The sequence below is a fragment of the Streptomyces sp. SID8352 genome, assembly GCF_009862265.1.
Taxonomy (GTDB): Bacteria; Actinomycetota; Actinomycetes; order Streptomycetales; family Streptomycetaceae; genus Streptomyces.
In genome coordinates this window covers 419,241-434,955 of record NZ_WWGX01000022.1, presented here as the reverse complement: position 1 = coordinate 434,955, position 15,715 = coordinate 419,241, and the positions used below count along the sequence as shown (strand labels likewise).

The following is a 15,715-nucleotide window of genomic DNA, read 5'->3' as shown; positions in this document are numbered from 1 at the left end:
GACGTACCCCGAGCCCTACTTTGTGTCGTTCTTGCAACACTGCGCCTTCCCCCGTGCGCCGTCAGGCCAGTCCGGCCTCCTTCATCTGGCGCAGTTCCTTCTTCATCTCGGAGACCTCGTCGCGCAGCCGGGCCGCGATCTCGAACTGGAGGTCCGCGGCGGCAGCCCGCATGCGAGTGGTCATCTCCTCGATCTGCCCGGCGAGTTCGGCAGCGGGACGGTCCGTGGGCACCTCGGCGCGGTCCTTGCCCCTGCCCCTGGCCGCACCGTTGGCCGCCACCTTGCCGAGGGCGGGCACCGGGGCCTTGGCGGCCTTGCCGTCCGTGGTCCGGCGGTAGCCCGAGCCGAGGAGCTGTTCCGTGTCGACGTCCTCGCGGGCGATCTGGGCGACGATGTCGTTGATCTTCTTGCGCAGCGGCTGCGGGTCGATGCCGTTGGCCTTGTTGTAGGCGACCTGCTTCTCGCGGCGGCGGTTCGTCTCGTCGATGGCCTTCTCCATCGCCGGGGTGATCCGGTCGGCGTACATGTGGACTTCACCGGAGACGTTGCGGGCCGCGCGGCCGATGGTCTGGATCAGGGAGGTGCCGGAGCGCAGGAAGCCCTCCTTGTCGGCGTCGAGGATCGCCACCAGGGACACCTCGGGCAGGTCGAGGCCCTCGCGCAGCAGGTTGATGCCGACGAGGACGTCGTACTCGCCGGCCCGCAGCTCCCGCAGCAGCTCGACCCGGCGCAGGGTGTCGACGTCGCTGTGCAGATAGCGCACCTGGATGCCGAGTTCCAGGAAGTAGTCGGTGAGGTCCTCGGCCATCTTCTTGGTGAGGGTGGTGACGAGGACGCGTTCGTCCTTCTCGGTGCGGGAGCGGATCTCGTGCACCAGGTCGTCGATCTGGCCCTCGGTGGGCTTGACGACGACCTGGGGGTCGACGAGGCCGGTGGGGCGGATGATCTGCTCCACCGCGCCGTCCGACCGGGAGAGCTCGTAGGCGCCCGGGGTCGCGGACAGGTAGACCGTCTGCCCGATGCGCTCCTGGAACTCCTCCCACTTCAGCGGCCGGTTGTCCAGGGCGGAGGGCAGCCGGAAGCCGTGGTCGACGAGGGTGCGCTTGCGGGAGGCGTCACCCTCGTACATGGCGCCGATCTGGGGCACGGTGACATGAGACTCGTCGATGACGAGGAGGAAGTCGTCCGGGAAGTAGTCCAGCAGGGTGTTCGGCGGTGAGCCGGGCAGGCGGCCGTCGAAGTGCATCGAGTAGTTCTCCACGCCGGAGCAGGTGCCGATCTGGCGGAGCATCTCCAGGTCGTAGGTGGTGCGCATGCGCAGCCGCTGGGCCTCCAGGAGCTTGCCCTGCTTCTCCAGCTCGGCCAGGCGGCCGGTCAGCTCCTTCTCGATGTCGTTGACGGCCCGCTCCATGCGCTCGGGGCCGGCGACGTAGTGGGAGGCGGGGAAGACGTACAGCTGCCGGTCGTCGCTGATGATCTCGCCGGTGACCGGGTGGAGGGTGGAGAGGGCCTCGATCTCGTCGCCGAACATCTCGATGCGGACGGCGAGCTCCTCGTAGACCGGGAAGATCTCGATGGTGTCGCCGCGCACGCGGAAGGTGCCGCGGGTGAACGCCGTGTCGTTGCGCGTGTACTGGATGTCGACAAAGCGGCGCAGCAGTTCGTCCCGGTCGTGCTCGTCACCGACGCGGAGGGGGACCATGCGGTCCACGTACTCCTGCGGGGTGCCGAGGCCGTAGATGCAGGAGACGGAGGCGACCACCACGACGTCCCGGCGGGTGAGCAGGGAGTTCGTCGCGGAGTGGCGCAGGCGCTCCACCTCCTCGTTGATCGAGGAGTCCTTCTCGATATAGGTGTCCGACTGCGGAACGTACGCCTCGGGCTGGTAGTAGTCGTAGTACGAGACGAAGTACTCGACCGCGTTGTTCGGCAGCAGCTCGCGGAACTCGTTGGCCAGCTGGGCGGCGAGCGTCTTGTTCGGAGCCATCACGAGGGTGGGCCGCTGGAGCTTCTCGATCATCCACGCGGTGGTGGCGGACTTGCCGGTGCCGGTCGCGCCGAGCAGGACGACGTCCTTCTCGCCCGCTTCGATGCGCCGGGCGAGGTCGGCGATGGCCGTCGGCTGGTCGCCGCTGGGCTGGTAGGGGCTGACGACCTCGAAGGGCGCCACCGTGCGTTCGATCTGGGAAACGGGCCGCATGGGTTCCACGGTACGACTCCGCACTGACAACGGGCTCCGGTCAGCGGTTCTGGGGGGCGCGCGGGCGCCGGTGGGCGAGCCGACGGCGCGGGTGGTGCGGGTGGTGGCGGGGCCGGTGGTGGACGGCGCGGGCGCCCTGCGGACGGGCGGGGACGCCGGGTTCCCGGCCGGGGTGGGCGGGCCCGCCCATGACCATCAGCGGGTCGGACATCACCACGACGGCGGCCAGGAGGAGGAAGGCGAGGGGGCCGATCAGCAGGGGTGCCAGCGGTTCGGCCGGGGAGTCGCCGGCGGCGGGACCGGCCGTGCCGTGGGCGTGCACCCGGAGGGCGGCCATGCCCGTGTAGTGCATGCCGGTGACGGCGAGCCCCATCACCAGGCTCGCGCCGGTGCTCCAGGCGAAGCCGCGGTCCTGACCCGCCGCCCAGAGGGCCGTGGTGGCGGCGGCCGTGGCGATGGCGACGGAGAGGGCCACGGTGGGCGTGTCGTACTCCAGCCGCCCGTTCATCCGCATGCCCGCCATGCCCAGGTAGTGCATCGAGGCGATGCCGAGCCCCGTCAGGGTGCCGCCGGTGAACAGGGCGGTCCCGCGGGCGCCGCGGTGGCCCACGATGAAGATGCCCACCCCGACCATGACGACGGCGACGGCGAGGCTCGCGAAGGTCGTCGCCCGGTCGTAGCGGATCGGCGTCCCCTCGATGGTGAAGCCCATCATGGCGATGAAGTGCGTGGTCCATATGCCGGAGCCGATCGCGCCGGAGCCGAGGGCGAGCCAGAGGGCGCGCCGGGATCCGCCGGCCCGCAGTGATCTGGTGGTGCAGCGCAGCCCCAGGGCGCCGCCGAGCAGGGCCATGAGGTAGGCCACCAGGGGGGTGACCAGTCCGTAGCTGAATCCGTCGACCGTGTCCCGCATCCGCGGCTGCCTTCCGCCGTCTCACATTCCGGTGGGATTCCGGAATGGCCCGGTACGCACCCCGTCCCGGCGCCGCGCGGGGCGGTCCGGGTCTGGCAGAGGATATGGCCCCCACCGGAACGGCCGAACGATGCTGCGGCAAAGAATCACGGCTTCGACCCAGTTGTGGGGCCCCGGTGTGCGGAATTGAGCGACGTTGTTCAGCCCGTGGTCACGCCGCACCCCTTTGCCGTTGACTCTCCGCTGCCACAGTGATGCTGTCAGTGATCGCACGACGCGAGGAGACCGGATGCACGCGCGCGCAGTGGCCGTCACGATCACCGCTCTGCTGGGGATCGCCCTCCTGGCCCCCAGTTCCCGGGCCCGCACCGACGACGGCGCGGCGGGTCCCACGGTCGTGGCCCACCGGGGTGCCAGCGCCTACGCGCCCGAGAACACCCTGGCGGCCGTCGACCGGGCGGCGGGGCTGGGCGTCGACTGGGTGGAGAACGACGTCCAGCGGACCAGCGACGGCGAGCTGGTCGTCCTGCACGACGAGACCCTGAAGCGCACCACCGACGCCGAGGAGGTCTTCCCCGACCGGTCGCCCTGGCGGGTGAGGGACTTCACCGCGGCGGAGGTCGCGCGGCTGGACGCGGGCTCCTGGTTCTCCCCCGGGTACGCCGGTACGCGCGTGCCCACGCTGACGCAGTACCTGCGGCGCGTCGAGCGGAACCACCAGAGGCTGCTCCTGGAGCTGAAGAGCCCCGAGCTGTACCCGGGCGTCGAGGAGCAGACCCTCCGGGTGCTGGACGACGAGGGGTGGCTGGACGACGCGCACCTGGAGGGGCGGCTGGTGGTGCAGAGTTTCAGCGCGGACAGCGTCCGGACCGTGCACGAACTGGAGCCCGCCGTGCGGACCGGGTTCCTCGGCGCGCCGCAGGTGCCCGACCTGGCTCGGTACGCGGAGTTCGCCGACCAGGTCAACCCCGCGCACGGCTCCCTGTCCCGGCCCTACGTCTCCGCCGTGCACGCCCATCGGGGGCCGCACGGCGACCCGCTGCGGGTCTTCGCCTGGACGGTCGACGACGCGGACACCGCGCGGAAGGTCGCCGGGTACGGGGTGGACGGCGTGATCAGCAACCGGCCCGACGTGGTGCGCGACGCCGTGCGCGAACCGGTGGGCGCCTCCGTCCGCTGATCCGGGCGGTGTCCGGGTCCCCGGTGGTGTCGGTGCCGCGCCGTACGGTGGGGCGCATGGAGGTCGAGGAGCAGGACGAGCAAGAGGCCGTGTGGACCGTCATGGCCACCGGCATCGGTCCGCTGTTGTTGGCCGCGACCCGTAAGGGCCTGGTCAACGTGGTGTTCCACGCCACGGACGCGGTGCGCGACCGGGCGCTGGACCGGCTGGCGTCGCGGCTGGGCGTCCGGCCCGTCGAGGCGCCCGGCTCTCCCCTGCTGACCGAGGCGGTAGCGCAGGTCGAGGCGTACTTCGCGGGCCGTCGGCGGGATTTCGACCTGCCGTTGGACTGGTCGCTGATCTCGGGCTTCAACCGCCGGGTCCTGCGGGAGCTGGCGTCCGGCGTCCCCTGCGGTTCGGTCGTCGGGTACGGCGACCTGGCCCACAGGGTGGGGCAGCCGGGCGCAGCCCAGGCGGTGGGGGCGGCGATGGGGGCCAATCCGCTGCCGGTGGTCGTGCCCTGTCACCGGGTGGTGGAGAGCGGCGGGGGCATGGGCGGCTTCGGGGGCGGGCTGGAGACCAAGCGGAAACTGCTGGCGCTGGAGGGCGTGCTGCCCGAGCCATTGTTCTGACCGGGCCGGTGGCCGGGGTGCCGCGCCGGGCGGCCGGTGCCGGACGGCCCTTCCGGCGGAGCGGAACGCCGCCCGTGAGGGGACGGGTCGGCGGGTCGTACCTGGGCCGGGACCGCGCCCTGCCCGCGCACGTGCCCACGTCGGCTTCGGCTCTCGCCGTGCCGGGTCCGGAAGGACGGCGGGCGGGTGTCCCCGGCGGGGCCCGCAGCGGTGCCCAGTCGTAGGGCCGGGCCCCGATGACGTTGCCGTCCGGGGCACTGAAGCGGAAGGCGCGCGGCGCCCGACCTCCGGCCCGTAGGAGTCGTGGGTGATCTCCGGCATCGGCGCGGCCTGCTCCCCCAGCCGGACGCGCGCGGGGCGTCGAAGGCGTTCCGTCGGCAGGGCCGGACGCCCATGGCTGACGGGACGGCCCGGAACGTCGGCGGCCCCGGGCAGCGTCCGCCCTGCCATGGCGTGCGGCGCCGGACCGGGGACCACCTCGACGTCCGGCTGTACGGAGAGGAACCCACGGCCCCCTCGGTGTACCGCGACCCGTAGGGGTTCGAGGCCGACCGACCGCTCGGAGCGGTCCGCCGCGGACACAGGGGCGCGCACCCGGAGGACGACGTGGCTGCGGACGTGCCCGCGGGGTCCGTCATGGGCCCCGGGCCCGGGTTCCGTCTCAGGGTGACGCCAGGGCCGGCTCCGGGTCGGGTCGGGGTTTCCGGCAGGCCGTCCTTCGCAAGGATTCAGGGGGACGGCGAGGAACAGGGGCGAGGTCATGGTGCTGGTGGTGGCTGGACGGGGCGGTACGAACGCCGGGGGTGCCCGCCGGCACCCGGCGGCCACCGGGCGGCGAGGCGGGGACCGACGGGGCGGACGAGATGTCCCGGCGGAGTGTGGGAGGGCGGGGAAGGGATCTTCGCCGGGCGTGGGAGAGGGGCGCGGCATGGAGGCGAGGGGCGTGGCTCCGGGCAGGGCGGTGGGCGGTGGTGCCCGTCCCGCGGACGGCCGAGGGCGGCTACGGCTTGCGGCCCCAGGCCGAGATCATCGGAGCCGTAGCCAGGTCCATGGCGCCGCAGGCCACGTTGGCGAGGTGGCGTTCGATGTCCTCGTCCGTGGCCGCCCCGGCGGCGACCAGCTCGTCGCGGACGTGGCGGACGGTGGCGGACTCCAGGGCGGCGCAGGCGTCCGAGGCGACCGGGAAGAAGGCGTCGGCCTCCACGCGGCGGAGTCCGGCCTCGCGCAGCAGCCGGGGCAGTCGGCGGCCGTAGGAGAGGTCGGCGCCGCGCTCGGCGAGCAGATCGCGGAAGCCCTGCCGCAGCCGGTTGGCGAGCCGCTGCTCGGGACCGTGCTCGTCGGGGCAGGGCAGGGGCTGCAGGGCGGGGTCGGCGTCCTCGACGAGGAGGCGTCCGCCGGGCCGCAGGGCCCTGATCATCGAGCGGAGGGCGCGGTCCCGGTCCGGCACATGGACGAGGAGGAGACGGGCGTGCACGAGGTCGAACCCGTCCCCGGGCGGCTCGTCGGCGCCCACGTCGTGCCGGTGCACCTCGACGGGCGGGCGGGCGGCCGGGGCGAGGCGGGAGGTGTCGATGTCGGTGGCGACGACGTGGCCGGTCGGCCCGACCCTCTTGGCCAGCCAGGACACCACGGAGGTACCACCGGCCCCGGCCTCCCAGCAGCGCCAGCCGGGGCCGACGCCGAGCGCCTCCAGGTGCCGGAAGGTGGTGGGGTCGAAGAGCGTGGCGAAGGCGTCGAAGCGCTCCGCCGCCTCGGAGCGGCGGTTGTCGAGGAGGTATCCGTCGGTTCGCGTCATGCGGCGATCATCCCAGTTGCCCGGCTTGTCGGAAGCGGGCGACGCACCGGGCGGCCCGGGGGCGGCGGGGCACGCCCCATGGGGCCCGGCATGGTCCGCCCGGGGTGCCGGCAGGGGGGCGGCCGGCGGTCCCGAGGGGCCCGGGTACCGCGTGTCTCACCCGTTCCACGCGGGGTGCCGCGGATCGTCGGCGCGGACCAGGACGTCGGCGTGGGCGGCGGGTTCGGCCTCCCGCTCGTAGCGCGCGAAGGCGGGAAGGGTCCAGTGGTCGGACTCGGGGGTGCGGCGGCGCAGGGCGCCGGGCCCGAGGGTGAGGTGGACGCCGAGGTCGAAGGGGAACCAGTGGCGCAGCAGGAACGGCCCGTGCAGCAGCAGGACCCCGCCGGGCGGCAGGGAGACGTAGGGGCTGCGCGTGGCCCGGTCGGTGACGGGGTCCCGGAGGTCGGGCAGGACGCGTCCGTCGCCGTCCGGTCCGAGAGGGTCGAAGACCTCCCGCCACAGGGCACCGGTGTCGTACCAGCCGTTGTAGTAGGACTCGACGTCCCGGTGCCCGTACTCCAGGCGCAGCGAGGCGGGCCGGAGGAAGCCCTCCGTGCCGACGACGAGGGAGGGGCGGCCGAGCGGGCGCAGCGCCTCGGCGATGCGTTCGGCGAGATCGCCGGGGCGGGCGGCCGGGGCGCCGTCGAGGGCGACGCGGGTCCAGCGGGCGCCGTCCGCGGGCTCCAGGCCGAGCAGGCGCTCCGCCAGCAGGCCGCCGAGCCGGTCCCAGGTGATCGGTTCGAGTCGCACGGGCCCATGATGCGCCAGGCGCGGCCCGGTCCGCAGGGCACCCTTCCGGTACCGTCCGCACCCGACGCCGTGCGCACATCGCCCGGACGGGCGTACCGTGACGAGACGGGCACCTTCGCACGGGGGCCACGGGGCGCCGGCCGTCGGCGGCCGGTGACACCCCGGGCGGCGGTCCCGTCCGGTGGCCCTGTCCGGCCCGCCCGGTTCCCCACCGGGAGCACGGTGCGGGGTGACCGGCAGCACCGCGCGGGTCCTCGCACGAGCCGGAGCAGCACGGTCCGGAACGCGCCGGCCCACACCACAACCCCACGCAGCGCACGAGCCGGTCACCCGACGGCCCCGCGTCCGGCGCCGCACCCGCAAGGCCGCGTCCGCACCGCCCGCTCCGACCGTCCCGCCCGGCCCGTCACCCCGTACGCAAGGAAGACGGCCATGGCCGATCCCCACGGATTCCTGACCACGCCCCGCGAGGAGCGACCGCGTCGGCCGGTCGGAGAACGGGTCCGGGACTGGAACGAGGTGGGAGCGCCGGGGGCGCCGCTCCCCCTGGCCGAGCGGCAGGCCGACCGCTGCATGGACTGCGGGGTGCCGTTCTGCCACGAGGCGTGCCCACTCGGCAACCTCATCCCCGAGTGGAACGAGTTGGTCTCCCGCGCGGACTGGCGGGCGGCGAGCGAGCGGCTGCACGCCACGAACAACTTCCCGGAGTTCACGGGCAGGTTGTGCCCCGCGCCGTGCGAGGCGGGCTGCGTGCTGGCGATCAACAGGCCGGCGGTCACCATCGAGGACGTCGAGTGCGCGGTGGCGGACCGGGCCTGGGAGGAGGGTTTCGTCGCGCCGCTGCCGCCCGGGCGGCTCTCCGGGCGGACGGTGGCGGTGATCGGCTCGGGTCCCGCCGGGCTGGCGGCGGCCCAGCAGCTCACCCGGGCCGGGCACACGGTGGCGGTCTACGAGCGGGACGACCGGCCGGGCGGGCTGCTGAGGTACGGCATTCCCGAGTTCAAGCTGGAGAAGTGGCGGCTGGACCGGCGGATCGGGCAGATGCGGGCGGAGGGGACGAGGTTCCGCACCTCGGTCGCGGTCGGCCGGGACATCGACGCCGACGAACTGCGGGCCCGCTACGACGCGGTGGTGATCACCACCGGGGCGACCGCCTGGCGGGAGGCGGACGTGCCGGGCCGGGAGCTGGCGGGGGTGCACCAGGCGATGGAGTACCTGCCGTCGGCCAACCGGGTGAGCGCGGGCGATCTGGAGGTCTCGCCGCTGTCGGCCGCCGGGAGGCACGTCGTCATCGTCGGCGGCGGCGACACCGGCGCGGACTGCCTGGGGACGGCGGTGCGGGAGGGCGCGGCCTCCGTGACCCAGCTCGACATCCGCCCCCGGCCGGGCACGGCGCGGGACGAGAAGGCCGAGCCCTGGCCAACGTATCCGCGGCTGTACCGGGTGTCGGCGGCGCACGAGGAGGCGCGGGAGCTGCGGTCGGCGCCGGTGTCGGACGCGGACGCACGGCTGTTCGCGTCGTGCGCGCTGCGCTTCATGGGGGACGCGGAGGGCCATGTGCGGTGGCTGCGCCTGACCGGGGTGGACACGGAGCGGCGGCCGCAGCCGGGTACCGGGCGGACGCTGCCCGCCGATCTGGTGCTGCTCGCCCTCGGCTTCTCGGGACCGGACCGGGAGGACGGGCTGATCGGGCAGTTGGGGCTGGCACTGGACGACGACGGCACCCTCGCCCGGGACGAGGACTTCGCGACCGGGGTCCCGGGGGTGTTCGCCGCCGGGGACGCCGCACGGGGGCAGTCGTCGATCGTGTGGGCGGTCGCGGAGGGGCGATCGGTGGCGGCGGCCGTGGACCGCCTGCTGTCGGGCGGCGAGGGGAGCCTGCCGTCGCCGATCGGTTCCCGTGACCGGCCGATGACCGCGTGACCGGCGCCCGCGGCCGTCCGGCCCCCGGCCCCCGGCCCCCGGCGACCGAGTGACCGGGTGACCGGGTGACCGGGTGACCGATGCCCGTGGTATCCGGTCGGCGCCGACGGCCGCCTGATCGGTGCCGGCTGACTGGCGCCATGGCCGCCTGGTGTTCGGTTCCCATGGCCCACGACCGGCGCCGGTGACGGCGTGCCCGGCGCGGGAACCGTGACCAGCGAGAGTCGGCCGGCCCGGGCCCGTGCCCAGCGCGCCCGCCCCGGCACCCGGCACCCGGCACCCGGCACCCGGCACCCATATCCGTGGCCGGCCCGCACACGCGTACGCCGGACGGCACCCCCGCCCCGCGCGGCTCCCGGCCGCACCGCCGCCCCCGCCCCTGGACCGGCCGGACCGGAACACCGCCGGAGCGAGGGCCGAACCGGACGGATACCAGAGGGCGGCCGGACAGCCCGCTCCGACCGGACCACGACGGCAACCGGCCGCACAGCGGTGGCAGCGGGGCCATCGACGGGCACGGCGGCACGACAGCCATCGGTGGCGCGGCGGCGCCCTACGGCGCGGCGGCACCGCCGGAAAACACGTGTCACCCGCGCGAACGCGGGTGACACATGGGAATTCTCCTGGCCGCCGCCCTTTGGGTCACGGCGAGCGGAACGCCACCGCGGCGGGTGACCGGATCAATGCCAAGCCTTAGCAGCAATCATCAACAGGATGCAGCATTTTCGTTCCTTCAGGAGAGCAGGAAGTCCGCCTCCCCGGCCTTGGCGCCCTGGATGAAGGCGGTCATCTCGGCGGAGGTGTAGATCAGGGCCGGACCGTCGGGATCGGTGGACTGGCGCACGGCTATCCGGCCGTCGGCGAGCTTCATGGCCTCCAGGCAGTTGCCGCCGTTGCCGCCGCTCCAGGGTTTGTGCCAGCCCTCGCTGCCCAGGTCACGGGCGGGCATCCCGTTGTAGATCCGCTGCCCGAGCCTGAGGGGCCCGGGGTGGGACGTCATACGATCCATTCACAGCTCCTTGCGGAGATCCCGGAGGATCTCCTTCGTGCGATGTGCCGTGGCGGCCTGCGCCGCCATGCGGTCCATGACCTCGAGATGGGTCGCCACCTCGGCGCGCGCGTCCAGGTAGACGGCGCCGGTCAGGTACTCGCTGTAGACCATGTCCGGAAGCTCCGGCATGGCGAATCGGAACAGCACGAAGGGCCCGTAGGTGCCGGGGTGCGGCCCGTTGGCGAACGGGGCGACCTGCAGCGTGACGTTGGGCAGCTTCGTGGCGTCGAGCAACCTGTCGATCTGGGCACGCATCACCTCCGGACCGCCGACCCCGCGGTGCAGCGCGGTCTCGTCCATCACGACCCACAGGCGGGGCGCGTCCTGGCGGGTCAGCAGCTCCTGGCGCCGCATGCGCAGCGCGACATGGCGTTCGATGTCGTCGGGCCGGGTCTGGCCTATGGCGCCCGAGCGGAGGACCCCCCGCGCGTAGTCCTCGGTCTGGAGCAACCCGGGGACGAAGTGGGGGTCGTAGGAGCGGATCAGGGAGGCCGCGCCCTCCAGGCTGACGTACATGGAGAACCAGCCCGGCAGGATGTCGTGGTAGCGCTGCCACCACCCGGGCTTGTTGGCGTCCTCGGCGAGCCGGACGAAGATCTCCGCCTCGTCGTCCGGGATGCCGTAGGCCTTCAGGAGCAGCTGGAGGTAGGGGATCTTGAGGGCGACCTCGGCGGTCTCCATGCGGCGGACGGTGGCCGGGGCGACGCGCAGGACGCGGGCCGCCTCCTCGCGCTTGAGTCCGGCGCGTTCGCGCAGGTCCAGCAGTCGACGGCCGAGGACGACCTGGCCGACCGTCGGCGCGGACCGGGGCTCACTCACCCTTTCACCTCCTGAAAGCACTGCTGCGAACGGGCCCGTTGGTCCGGACCGGTCCGGACCCGTCCGGACAGCCCGGCGGCGCCATTCGAAGATCCGTTCGAAGGCCCGCGGCAGACCTTCGGGGATCTGAAGTGGCGCCGCTCGACGTGCTGTTGTGAGCAGTGTGCCACGACCGCTCAGACCGTCACACAGCACTCTGCATTTTTCAGAGTGACACTTGCCAAGTGTTCTCGGCGGGGCGATAGTGGCAAGCGTGATTCCGTCCGCGCCCTTAGGAACTGATGCCATCGTGAACCGTCCGGTTCTCGGTGCCGCCATGGGAGCCGGCCCGTTGGGGGCCGTCGCCGCCCAGCGCCGTTTCCGTTTCGAGCTGGCCGCGCATCCGGGCTCTCCCGCGCAGGCCAGACGCCTGACCCGGGACCGGCTGACCGGCTGGGCGGTGGGCGAGGACACCCGCGACACGGCGGCCCTGGTGGTCTCCGAACTCGTCACCAACGCGATCGTGCACACCGCGAGCGCGCACATCGTCTGCGAGCTGCACGACGACGACGATCTGGTCCGCATAGCCGTGCGCGACGAGGGCTGCGCCCCTGGCCGGCCCCAGCCCTCGGCCGACCGGCAGCCCGAGGACGAGCACGGCCGGGGGCTGCTGCTCGTCGACGCCCTCTGCGAGGCGTGGGGCGCCCATGAGCACGGCCCCGGTCTGCTCGTCTGGGCCGAGCTGACGCGTGGGACGGACACCTCCCGGGAGCCCCGCGACGACCTGGGCTGGGGCGCCCGTCCGAAGCCGGTGCCGCCGCGCGGCGGCGGGGGGACCGAGGCCGAACCGGGTTTCGGGGCACGACAGCAGATCCACGGGGGAACGGGGACCGCATGGCTATGAGGGCCGCGACCGGCATCCGGCCGCTCGGCATGGACACGCTGGTACGGCTCCAGCGCGAACTGCGCGCTCCGGCGCTGCCCCGGCGACTGCCCGTGCCGGACGGTATGACGGCGCCGCTGGGCTGCGACGCGGTGGCGGTGCCCGCGCGGCTGGGCCCGCTGGTGATGCCCCGGCTGCCGCGCGTGGGCTGTGTCTACGCCGACGAGGCGCACTGGTGGTGGATCGTCCCGTCCGACTCCGACTACGCCCTGGAGTGGCCCGCCCCGGCGTGCTACGCCACCGGCGCGGTCCTGCCGGACTCCCCCGTCCTCCCCGGGCTCATCCACCGCCCCGACGGCACCGTGCCGTACACGCCGCCGATACCTCTCTACCTGGCGCTGTGCCGGCTGACGGACACGAAGCCCACCTGGTCGCGGGCGGTCAGCGCGTAGCGGTGGCGAACGGCCCCGCGGTGCGGCAGCGTCGGCGGCGGCAGCAGGGGGACGGTGCCGGCTCCGGGCCCCGGTTTCACCGTCACTGGTGAACGGCTCCCCCGTCCCCGTCCATGACGACCGCGCGGCCGCCTCCACGGCCACCCGCAGGCCGCCCACCACGGCACCCCCGCACAGCGGCGCGGGCCCGGGACACGGCCACCACGGCCGGCGGCGCCTTCACGGCACGCACACCACCAGTGCCGCGCCGCCGCGTCCCCCGCGCGACGAAGACCGGTGACTCACGCGCCGTACGGCGCCCTCGTACCGCCGCGAGCGTGGTGCCCGCGCGCCCACGCGCCCGGGGATGGCCGAGGCGGCCGTTCCGGGGACGACGGGAGTCGTCGCGGACGGCGCGGACTCCTGTCCGGGCGCCCGCTCATTCCTCGTCCTTCGTCGGCAGTCCCGCCGCCCCGGCCGCCGTGCGCAGCACGTCGCGCAGCATCGCGGGGGTGAGCCGGCCGGTGAACGTGTTGCGCTGGCTGACGTGGAAGCAGCCGAAGACCCGGAGCGGCTCGCCGCCGGGCGCCTCCAGGGTGGCCCGGGCCCCGTGGGAGAAGACGGGGCGGGGGCGGGGCACCGTCCAGCCCGCCGCGGCGAACGCGGGCAGCGCGGCCTGCCAGCCGAAGGCGCCGAGGACGACCGCCGCGCGCACGGTGGGCCGCAGCAGGTCAAGCTCGCGCACCAGCCAGGGGCGGCAGGTGTCGCGCTCCCCGGGAGTGGGCTTGTTGGCGGGCGGCGCGCAGTGCACCGGTGAGGTGAGCCGCACCCCGCGCAGTTCGAGGCCGTCGTCGGCGGAGACCGCGGTGGGCCGGGATGCGAGGCCCACGTCGTACAGCGCCCGGTACAGCACGTCGCCGGAGCGGTCGCCGGTGAACATCCGTCCGGTGCGGTTGGCGCCGTGGGCGGCCGGGGCGAGGCCGACGATCAGCAGGCGGGCATCGGGTGGGCCGAAGCCCGGCACCGGGCGGCCCCAGTACGTCCGGTCGGCGAAGGCCGCGCGCTTGGTGCGGGCCACCTCCTCGCGCCAGGCGACCAGCCGGGGGCAGGCCCGGCAGCCCGTGATCCTCCGGTCGAGGTCGGCGAGGCCGCTGCCGCTGCTGTTCATGGCTCCACGGTAGGACCGCCGGGCGGGTCGCCGCTCCGGGACCGCGTCGGGGCCGCGGGGCGCCCCCGGATATCCGCTCCCCGTGCGCGGGGGTGACGGCTAAGGTCGGGGCATGGCTTCCGAGCGTGACGAGGACGGCGACGGCGGGGCGCGGACCCCGCGGGACCCCATGGACCGGGCGACCGGCACGGACCCGGCGACCGTCGCAAACGACCCCGCGGACGGCACGGACGCGACGGCGCGTGCGGCGGCCGCCGCCGACGCGGCCGGGCCGCGGACCGGCGAGAGCGTCCGGATCGACAGCTGGATCTGGGCGGTCCGGCTGATCAAGACGCGCTCGCTCGGCGCGTCCGCCTGCCGGGGCGGCCATGTCCGGGTCAACGGCGAGCGGGTCAAGCCCGCCCACGCGGTGCGCGTCGGTGACGAGGTCCGCCTGCGGCACGAGGGCCGGGAGCGGGTGGTGGTCGTGAAGCGGCTGATCCGCAAGCGGGTCGGCGCCCCCGTGGCCGTCCAGTGCTATGTCGACAACTCCCCGCCGCCTCCGCCCCGCGAGGCCGTCGCCCCGGCCGGCGTCCGCGACCGCGGCACGGGCCGTCCGACCAAGCGCGACCGCCGCGATCTGGAACGCCTGCGCGCGCTGGAGAGCCAGGGCCGCCGGGCCGCCGGGCACTGAGCCCTCCGCGGTCCCCTCCCTCCGCGGTCCCCTCCCTCCGTGGTCCCCTCCCGCCCCGGGCCCCTCTGGGACGCCCCTCCTCCGCCGTGCGGAGACGGAGGCAGCCCCGGGGCCGTGGTGGGTGCCCGTGGCAAGGCACCGGGGAGCGCCGCCCCACGGGCACCCTCCGGCGCCCGTGCCATCCCGTTGCGCCCGCAGTACCGTGGCAGCAGGAGTAGTGGTTCCCGATGCGTACGGGCAGTGAACCGGCGACCGCGCGCAGCGCCCTGCGGGCGCGATTCTGGCTGAGCCTGTGGGGGCTGGTCTGGGCGGTCTTCGGAACGGCGGTCTTCGCCCTGACCGGGCGGCTCGGCTGGGCCCTGGCCTGCGGGGTGCTGTGGCTCGTCGCCACCGTCGACATGACCGTGATCCTGCGCCACATCCGCCAGGGACCCCACTACCAGCCCGGCCCCGACGTCCCTCCGTACCGGCCGCCGGCCGTGCCCCCGGACCGGTCGCGGGGCGCTCCCCCGCACCGCCCGCCGGACATCCCCTCGGGGCGTCCCCCGGACCGACCGCCCGGCGGGGACCGCGACCGGCGCGGGTGACGTACCAAAGCCCAGCCCAGCCGACCGGCACCAACGTCGACGCCGACACCAACGTCGACGCCGACGCCGCACCGAGACTGCACCGGCACCGGCACGAGAGAGTCACGACATCGGCCGCTCCCCCGCGCCCCGCCGCCTCCCACGGCTTCCGGCCCGCACCCCGCGCCCGACGGCACTCGCGCCCGGCCCGGCGACCGCCGCGCACGCTCCTGAACCCACCGCACCGGTCCCACGACGCACCGGCCGGGGCCGGGCCGGTCACCAGGGGCCGGTCGCCCGGGGCCGGTCACCCGGGCCCGTCGGCCCCCCGCCCGGGGCCCCGCCCCGGATCAGTCCTCGAAGCGCGCCCGCTCCAGGTACTCCGGGTTCGGGTCCAGTGCCGCCGCCAGCCGGAAGTGGCGCCGGGCCAGGTCGGGACAGCTCCGGCGCTCATAGGTGCGGGCGAGGGCGAAGTGCGCGAACGCGTTGTCCGGCTCGCGCTCCAGGACGATGGTGAACTCCAGCTCGGCCGCCCTGAGCTGCGCCGCGAGGAAGAAGGCCCGCGCCCGCAGCAGCCGGGCCGCGGTGTTCTCCGGGTGCGCGGCGATGACGGCGTCCAGGAGCTTCACCGCGCCCCGGGGGTCGCGGGCGGCGAGGAGTTGCTCGGCGGCCCGGAAGTCTATGACGTCGGTCTCCGGAGTGCGTCCGGTCGGGCCACTGGTCTCGGACACGGC

At 74.5% G+C, this 15,715-nt stretch carries 15 protein-coding genes; 7 read left to right on the top strand and 8 right to left on the bottom strand.

The window, feature by feature from the left end:
* Window positions 1–61: 61 nt before the first annotated feature.
* On the bottom strand, window positions 62–2,200 hold the full coding sequence (uvrB, locus tag GTY84_RS07225; RefSeq protein WP_161225258.1) for an excinuclease ABC subunit UvrB: 2,139 nt from the start codon (window positions 2,198–2,200) through the stop codon (window positions 62–64).
* Window positions 2,201–2,240: 40 nt separating this feature from the next.
* Window positions 2,241–3,113, bottom strand: coding sequence for an MHYT domain-containing protein (locus GTY84_RS07220; protein ID WP_161225257.1), 873 nt, complete (start codon window positions 3,111–3,113; stop codon window positions 2,241–2,243).
* Window positions 3,114–3,402: 289 nt separating this feature from the next.
* Between GTY84_RS07220 and GTY84_RS07215 the strand changes: the two genes are divergently transcribed.
* Both GTY84_RS07215 and GTY84_RS07210 read left to right on the top strand, forming a co-directional pair.
* Entirely contained in the window at window positions 3,403–4,293 is an 891-nt protein-coding gene (locus GTY84_RS07215) for a glycerophosphodiester phosphodiesterase family protein (protein ID WP_161225256.1), read from the top strand.
* Window positions 4,294–4,349: 56 nt separating this feature from the next.
* Window positions 4,350–4,904, top strand: a complete 555-nt coding sequence (locus GTY84_RS07210) for a methylated-DNA--[protein]-cysteine S-methyltransferase (RefSeq protein WP_161225255.1) — start codon at window positions 4,350–4,352, stop codon at window positions 4,902–4,904.
* A 1,000-nt stretch (window positions 4,905–5,904) separates the two neighbouring features.
* Here the strand turns inward: GTY84_RS07210 and GTY84_RS07205 are convergent.
* Window positions 5,905–6,699: a methyltransferase domain-containing protein gene (locus tag GTY84_RS07205; protein WP_161225254.1), complete on the bottom strand. Its 795-nt coding sequence runs from the start codon at window positions 6,697–6,699 to the stop codon at window positions 5,905–5,907.
* 156 nt (window positions 6,700–6,855) lie between these two features.
* Window positions 6,856–7,488 (bottom strand): uridine kinase, encoded by a 633-nt coding sequence (locus GTY84_RS07200; RefSeq protein ID WP_161225253.1) that lies wholly within the window; start codon window positions 7,486–7,488, stop codon window positions 6,856–6,858.
* A gap of 432 nt (window positions 7,489–7,920) precedes the next feature.
* Between GTY84_RS07200 and GTY84_RS07195 the strand changes: the two genes are divergently transcribed.
* A complete protein-coding gene (locus tag GTY84_RS07195) occupies window positions 7,921–9,411 on the top strand; it encodes a glutamate synthase subunit beta (protein WP_161225252.1) in 1,491 nt (496 codons plus the stop codon).
* Between the two features lie 733 nt (window positions 9,412–10,144).
* Here the strand turns inward: GTY84_RS07195 and GTY84_RS07190 are convergent.
* Together GTY84_RS07190 and GTY84_RS07185 are read right to left on the bottom strand one after the other, a co-directional pair.
* A complete protein-coding gene (locus GTY84_RS07190; protein WP_161225251.1) occupies window positions 10,145–10,420 on the bottom strand; it encodes a DUF397 domain-containing protein in 276 nt (91 codons plus the stop codon).
* Window positions 10,421–11,281, bottom strand: a complete 861-nt coding sequence (locus GTY84_RS07185) for a helix-turn-helix transcriptional regulator (RefSeq protein WP_161225250.1) — start codon at window positions 11,279–11,281, stop codon at window positions 10,421–10,423.
* Window positions 11,282–11,525: 244 nt separating this feature from the next.
* Between GTY84_RS07185 and GTY84_RS07180 the strand changes: the two genes are divergently transcribed.
* Complete coding sequence (locus GTY84_RS07180) at window positions 11,526–12,164, top strand: ATP-binding protein (RefSeq protein ID WP_161225249.1); 639 nt, start codon at window positions 11,526–11,528, stop codon at window positions 12,162–12,164.
* Entirely contained in the window at window positions 12,161–12,595 is a 435-nt protein-coding gene (locus GTY84_RS07175; RefSeq protein ID WP_202550111.1) for a hypothetical protein, read from the top strand. Before GTY84_RS07180 ends, GTY84_RS07175 begins: the two co-directional genes overlap by 4 nt.
* A 418-nt stretch (window positions 12,596–13,013) precedes the next feature.
* On the opposite strand, the gene GTY84_RS07170 is transcribed toward GTY84_RS07175, so the two are convergent.
* Window positions 13,014–13,742 carry a uracil-DNA glycosylase gene (locus GTY84_RS07170; RefSeq protein WP_161225247.1) on the bottom strand — a complete coding sequence of 243 codons (729 nt, stop codon included), beginning with the start codon at window positions 13,740–13,742 and terminating at the stop codon, window positions 13,014–13,016.
* A 112-nt stretch (window positions 13,743–13,854) separates the two neighbouring features.
* Here GTY84_RS07170 and GTY84_RS07165 point away from each other — a divergent pair, with 112 nt between their 5' ends.
* Together GTY84_RS07165 and GTY84_RS07160 are read left to right on the top strand one after the other, a co-directional pair.
* Window positions 13,855–14,415 (top strand): RNA-binding S4 domain-containing protein, encoded by a 561-nt coding sequence (locus GTY84_RS07165; RefSeq protein WP_161225246.1) that lies wholly within the window; start codon window positions 13,855–13,857, stop codon window positions 14,413–14,415.
* Between the two features lie 227 nt (window positions 14,416–14,642).
* Window positions 14,643–15,002: a DUF6343 family protein gene (locus GTY84_RS07160; RefSeq protein ID WP_161225245.1), complete on the top strand. Its 360-nt coding sequence runs from the start codon at window positions 14,643–14,645 to the stop codon at window positions 15,000–15,002.
* Window positions 15,003–15,331: 329 nt separating this feature from the next.
* Here the strand turns inward: GTY84_RS07160 and GTY84_RS07155 are convergent, their stop codons facing one another.
* The gene (locus GTY84_RS07155) at window positions 15,332–15,712 is read right to left on the bottom strand and encodes a tetratricopeptide repeat protein (protein ID WP_161225244.1); all 381 of its coding nucleotides are present in this window, start codon (window positions 15,710–15,712) and stop codon (window positions 15,332–15,334) included.
* Window positions 15,713–15,715 lie beyond the last annotated feature (3 nt).

Bases quoted from the DNA above. Each gene is read 5' to 3' on its own strand.
- uvrB (WP_161225258.1), bottom strand. From the start codon at position 2,200: ATGCGGCCCGTTTCCCAGATCGAACGCACGGTGGCGCCCTTCGAGGTC.
- GTY84_RS07220 (WP_161225257.1), bottom strand. From the start codon at position 3,113: ATGCGGGACACGGTCGACGGATTCAGCTACGGACTGGTCACCCCCCTG.
- GTY84_RS07215 (WP_161225256.1), top strand. From the start codon at position 3,403: ATGCACGCGCGCGCAGTGGCCGTCACGATCACCGCTCTGCTGGGGATC.
- GTY84_RS07210 (WP_161225255.1), top strand. From the start codon at position 4,350: ATGGAGGTCGAGGAGCAGGACGAGCAAGAGGCCGTGTGGACCGTCATG.
- GTY84_RS07205 (WP_161225254.1), bottom strand. From the start codon at position 6,699: ATGACGCGAACCGACGGATACCTCCTCGACAACCGCCGCTCCGAGGCG.
- GTY84_RS07195 (WP_161225252.1), top strand. From the start codon at position 7,921: ATGGCCGATCCCCACGGATTCCTGACCACGCCCCGCGAGGAGCGACCG.
- GTY84_RS07190 (WP_161225251.1), bottom strand. From the start codon at position 10,420: ATGGATCGTATGACGTCCCACCCCGGGCCCCTCAGGCTCGGGCAGCGG.
- GTY84_RS07175 (WP_202550111.1), top strand. From the start codon at position 12,161: ATGAGGGCCGCGACCGGCATCCGGCCGCTCGGCATGGACACGCTGGTA.
- GTY84_RS07170 (WP_161225247.1), bottom strand. From the start codon at position 13,742: ATGAACAGCAGCGGCAGCGGCCTCGCCGACCTCGACCGGAGGATCACG.
- GTY84_RS07165 (WP_161225246.1), top strand. From the start codon at position 13,855: ATGGCTTCCGAGCGTGACGAGGACGGCGACGGCGGGGCGCGGACCCCG.
- GTY84_RS07160 (WP_161225245.1), top strand. From the start codon at position 14,643: ATGCGTACGGGCAGTGAACCGGCGACCGCGCGCAGCGCCCTGCGGGCG.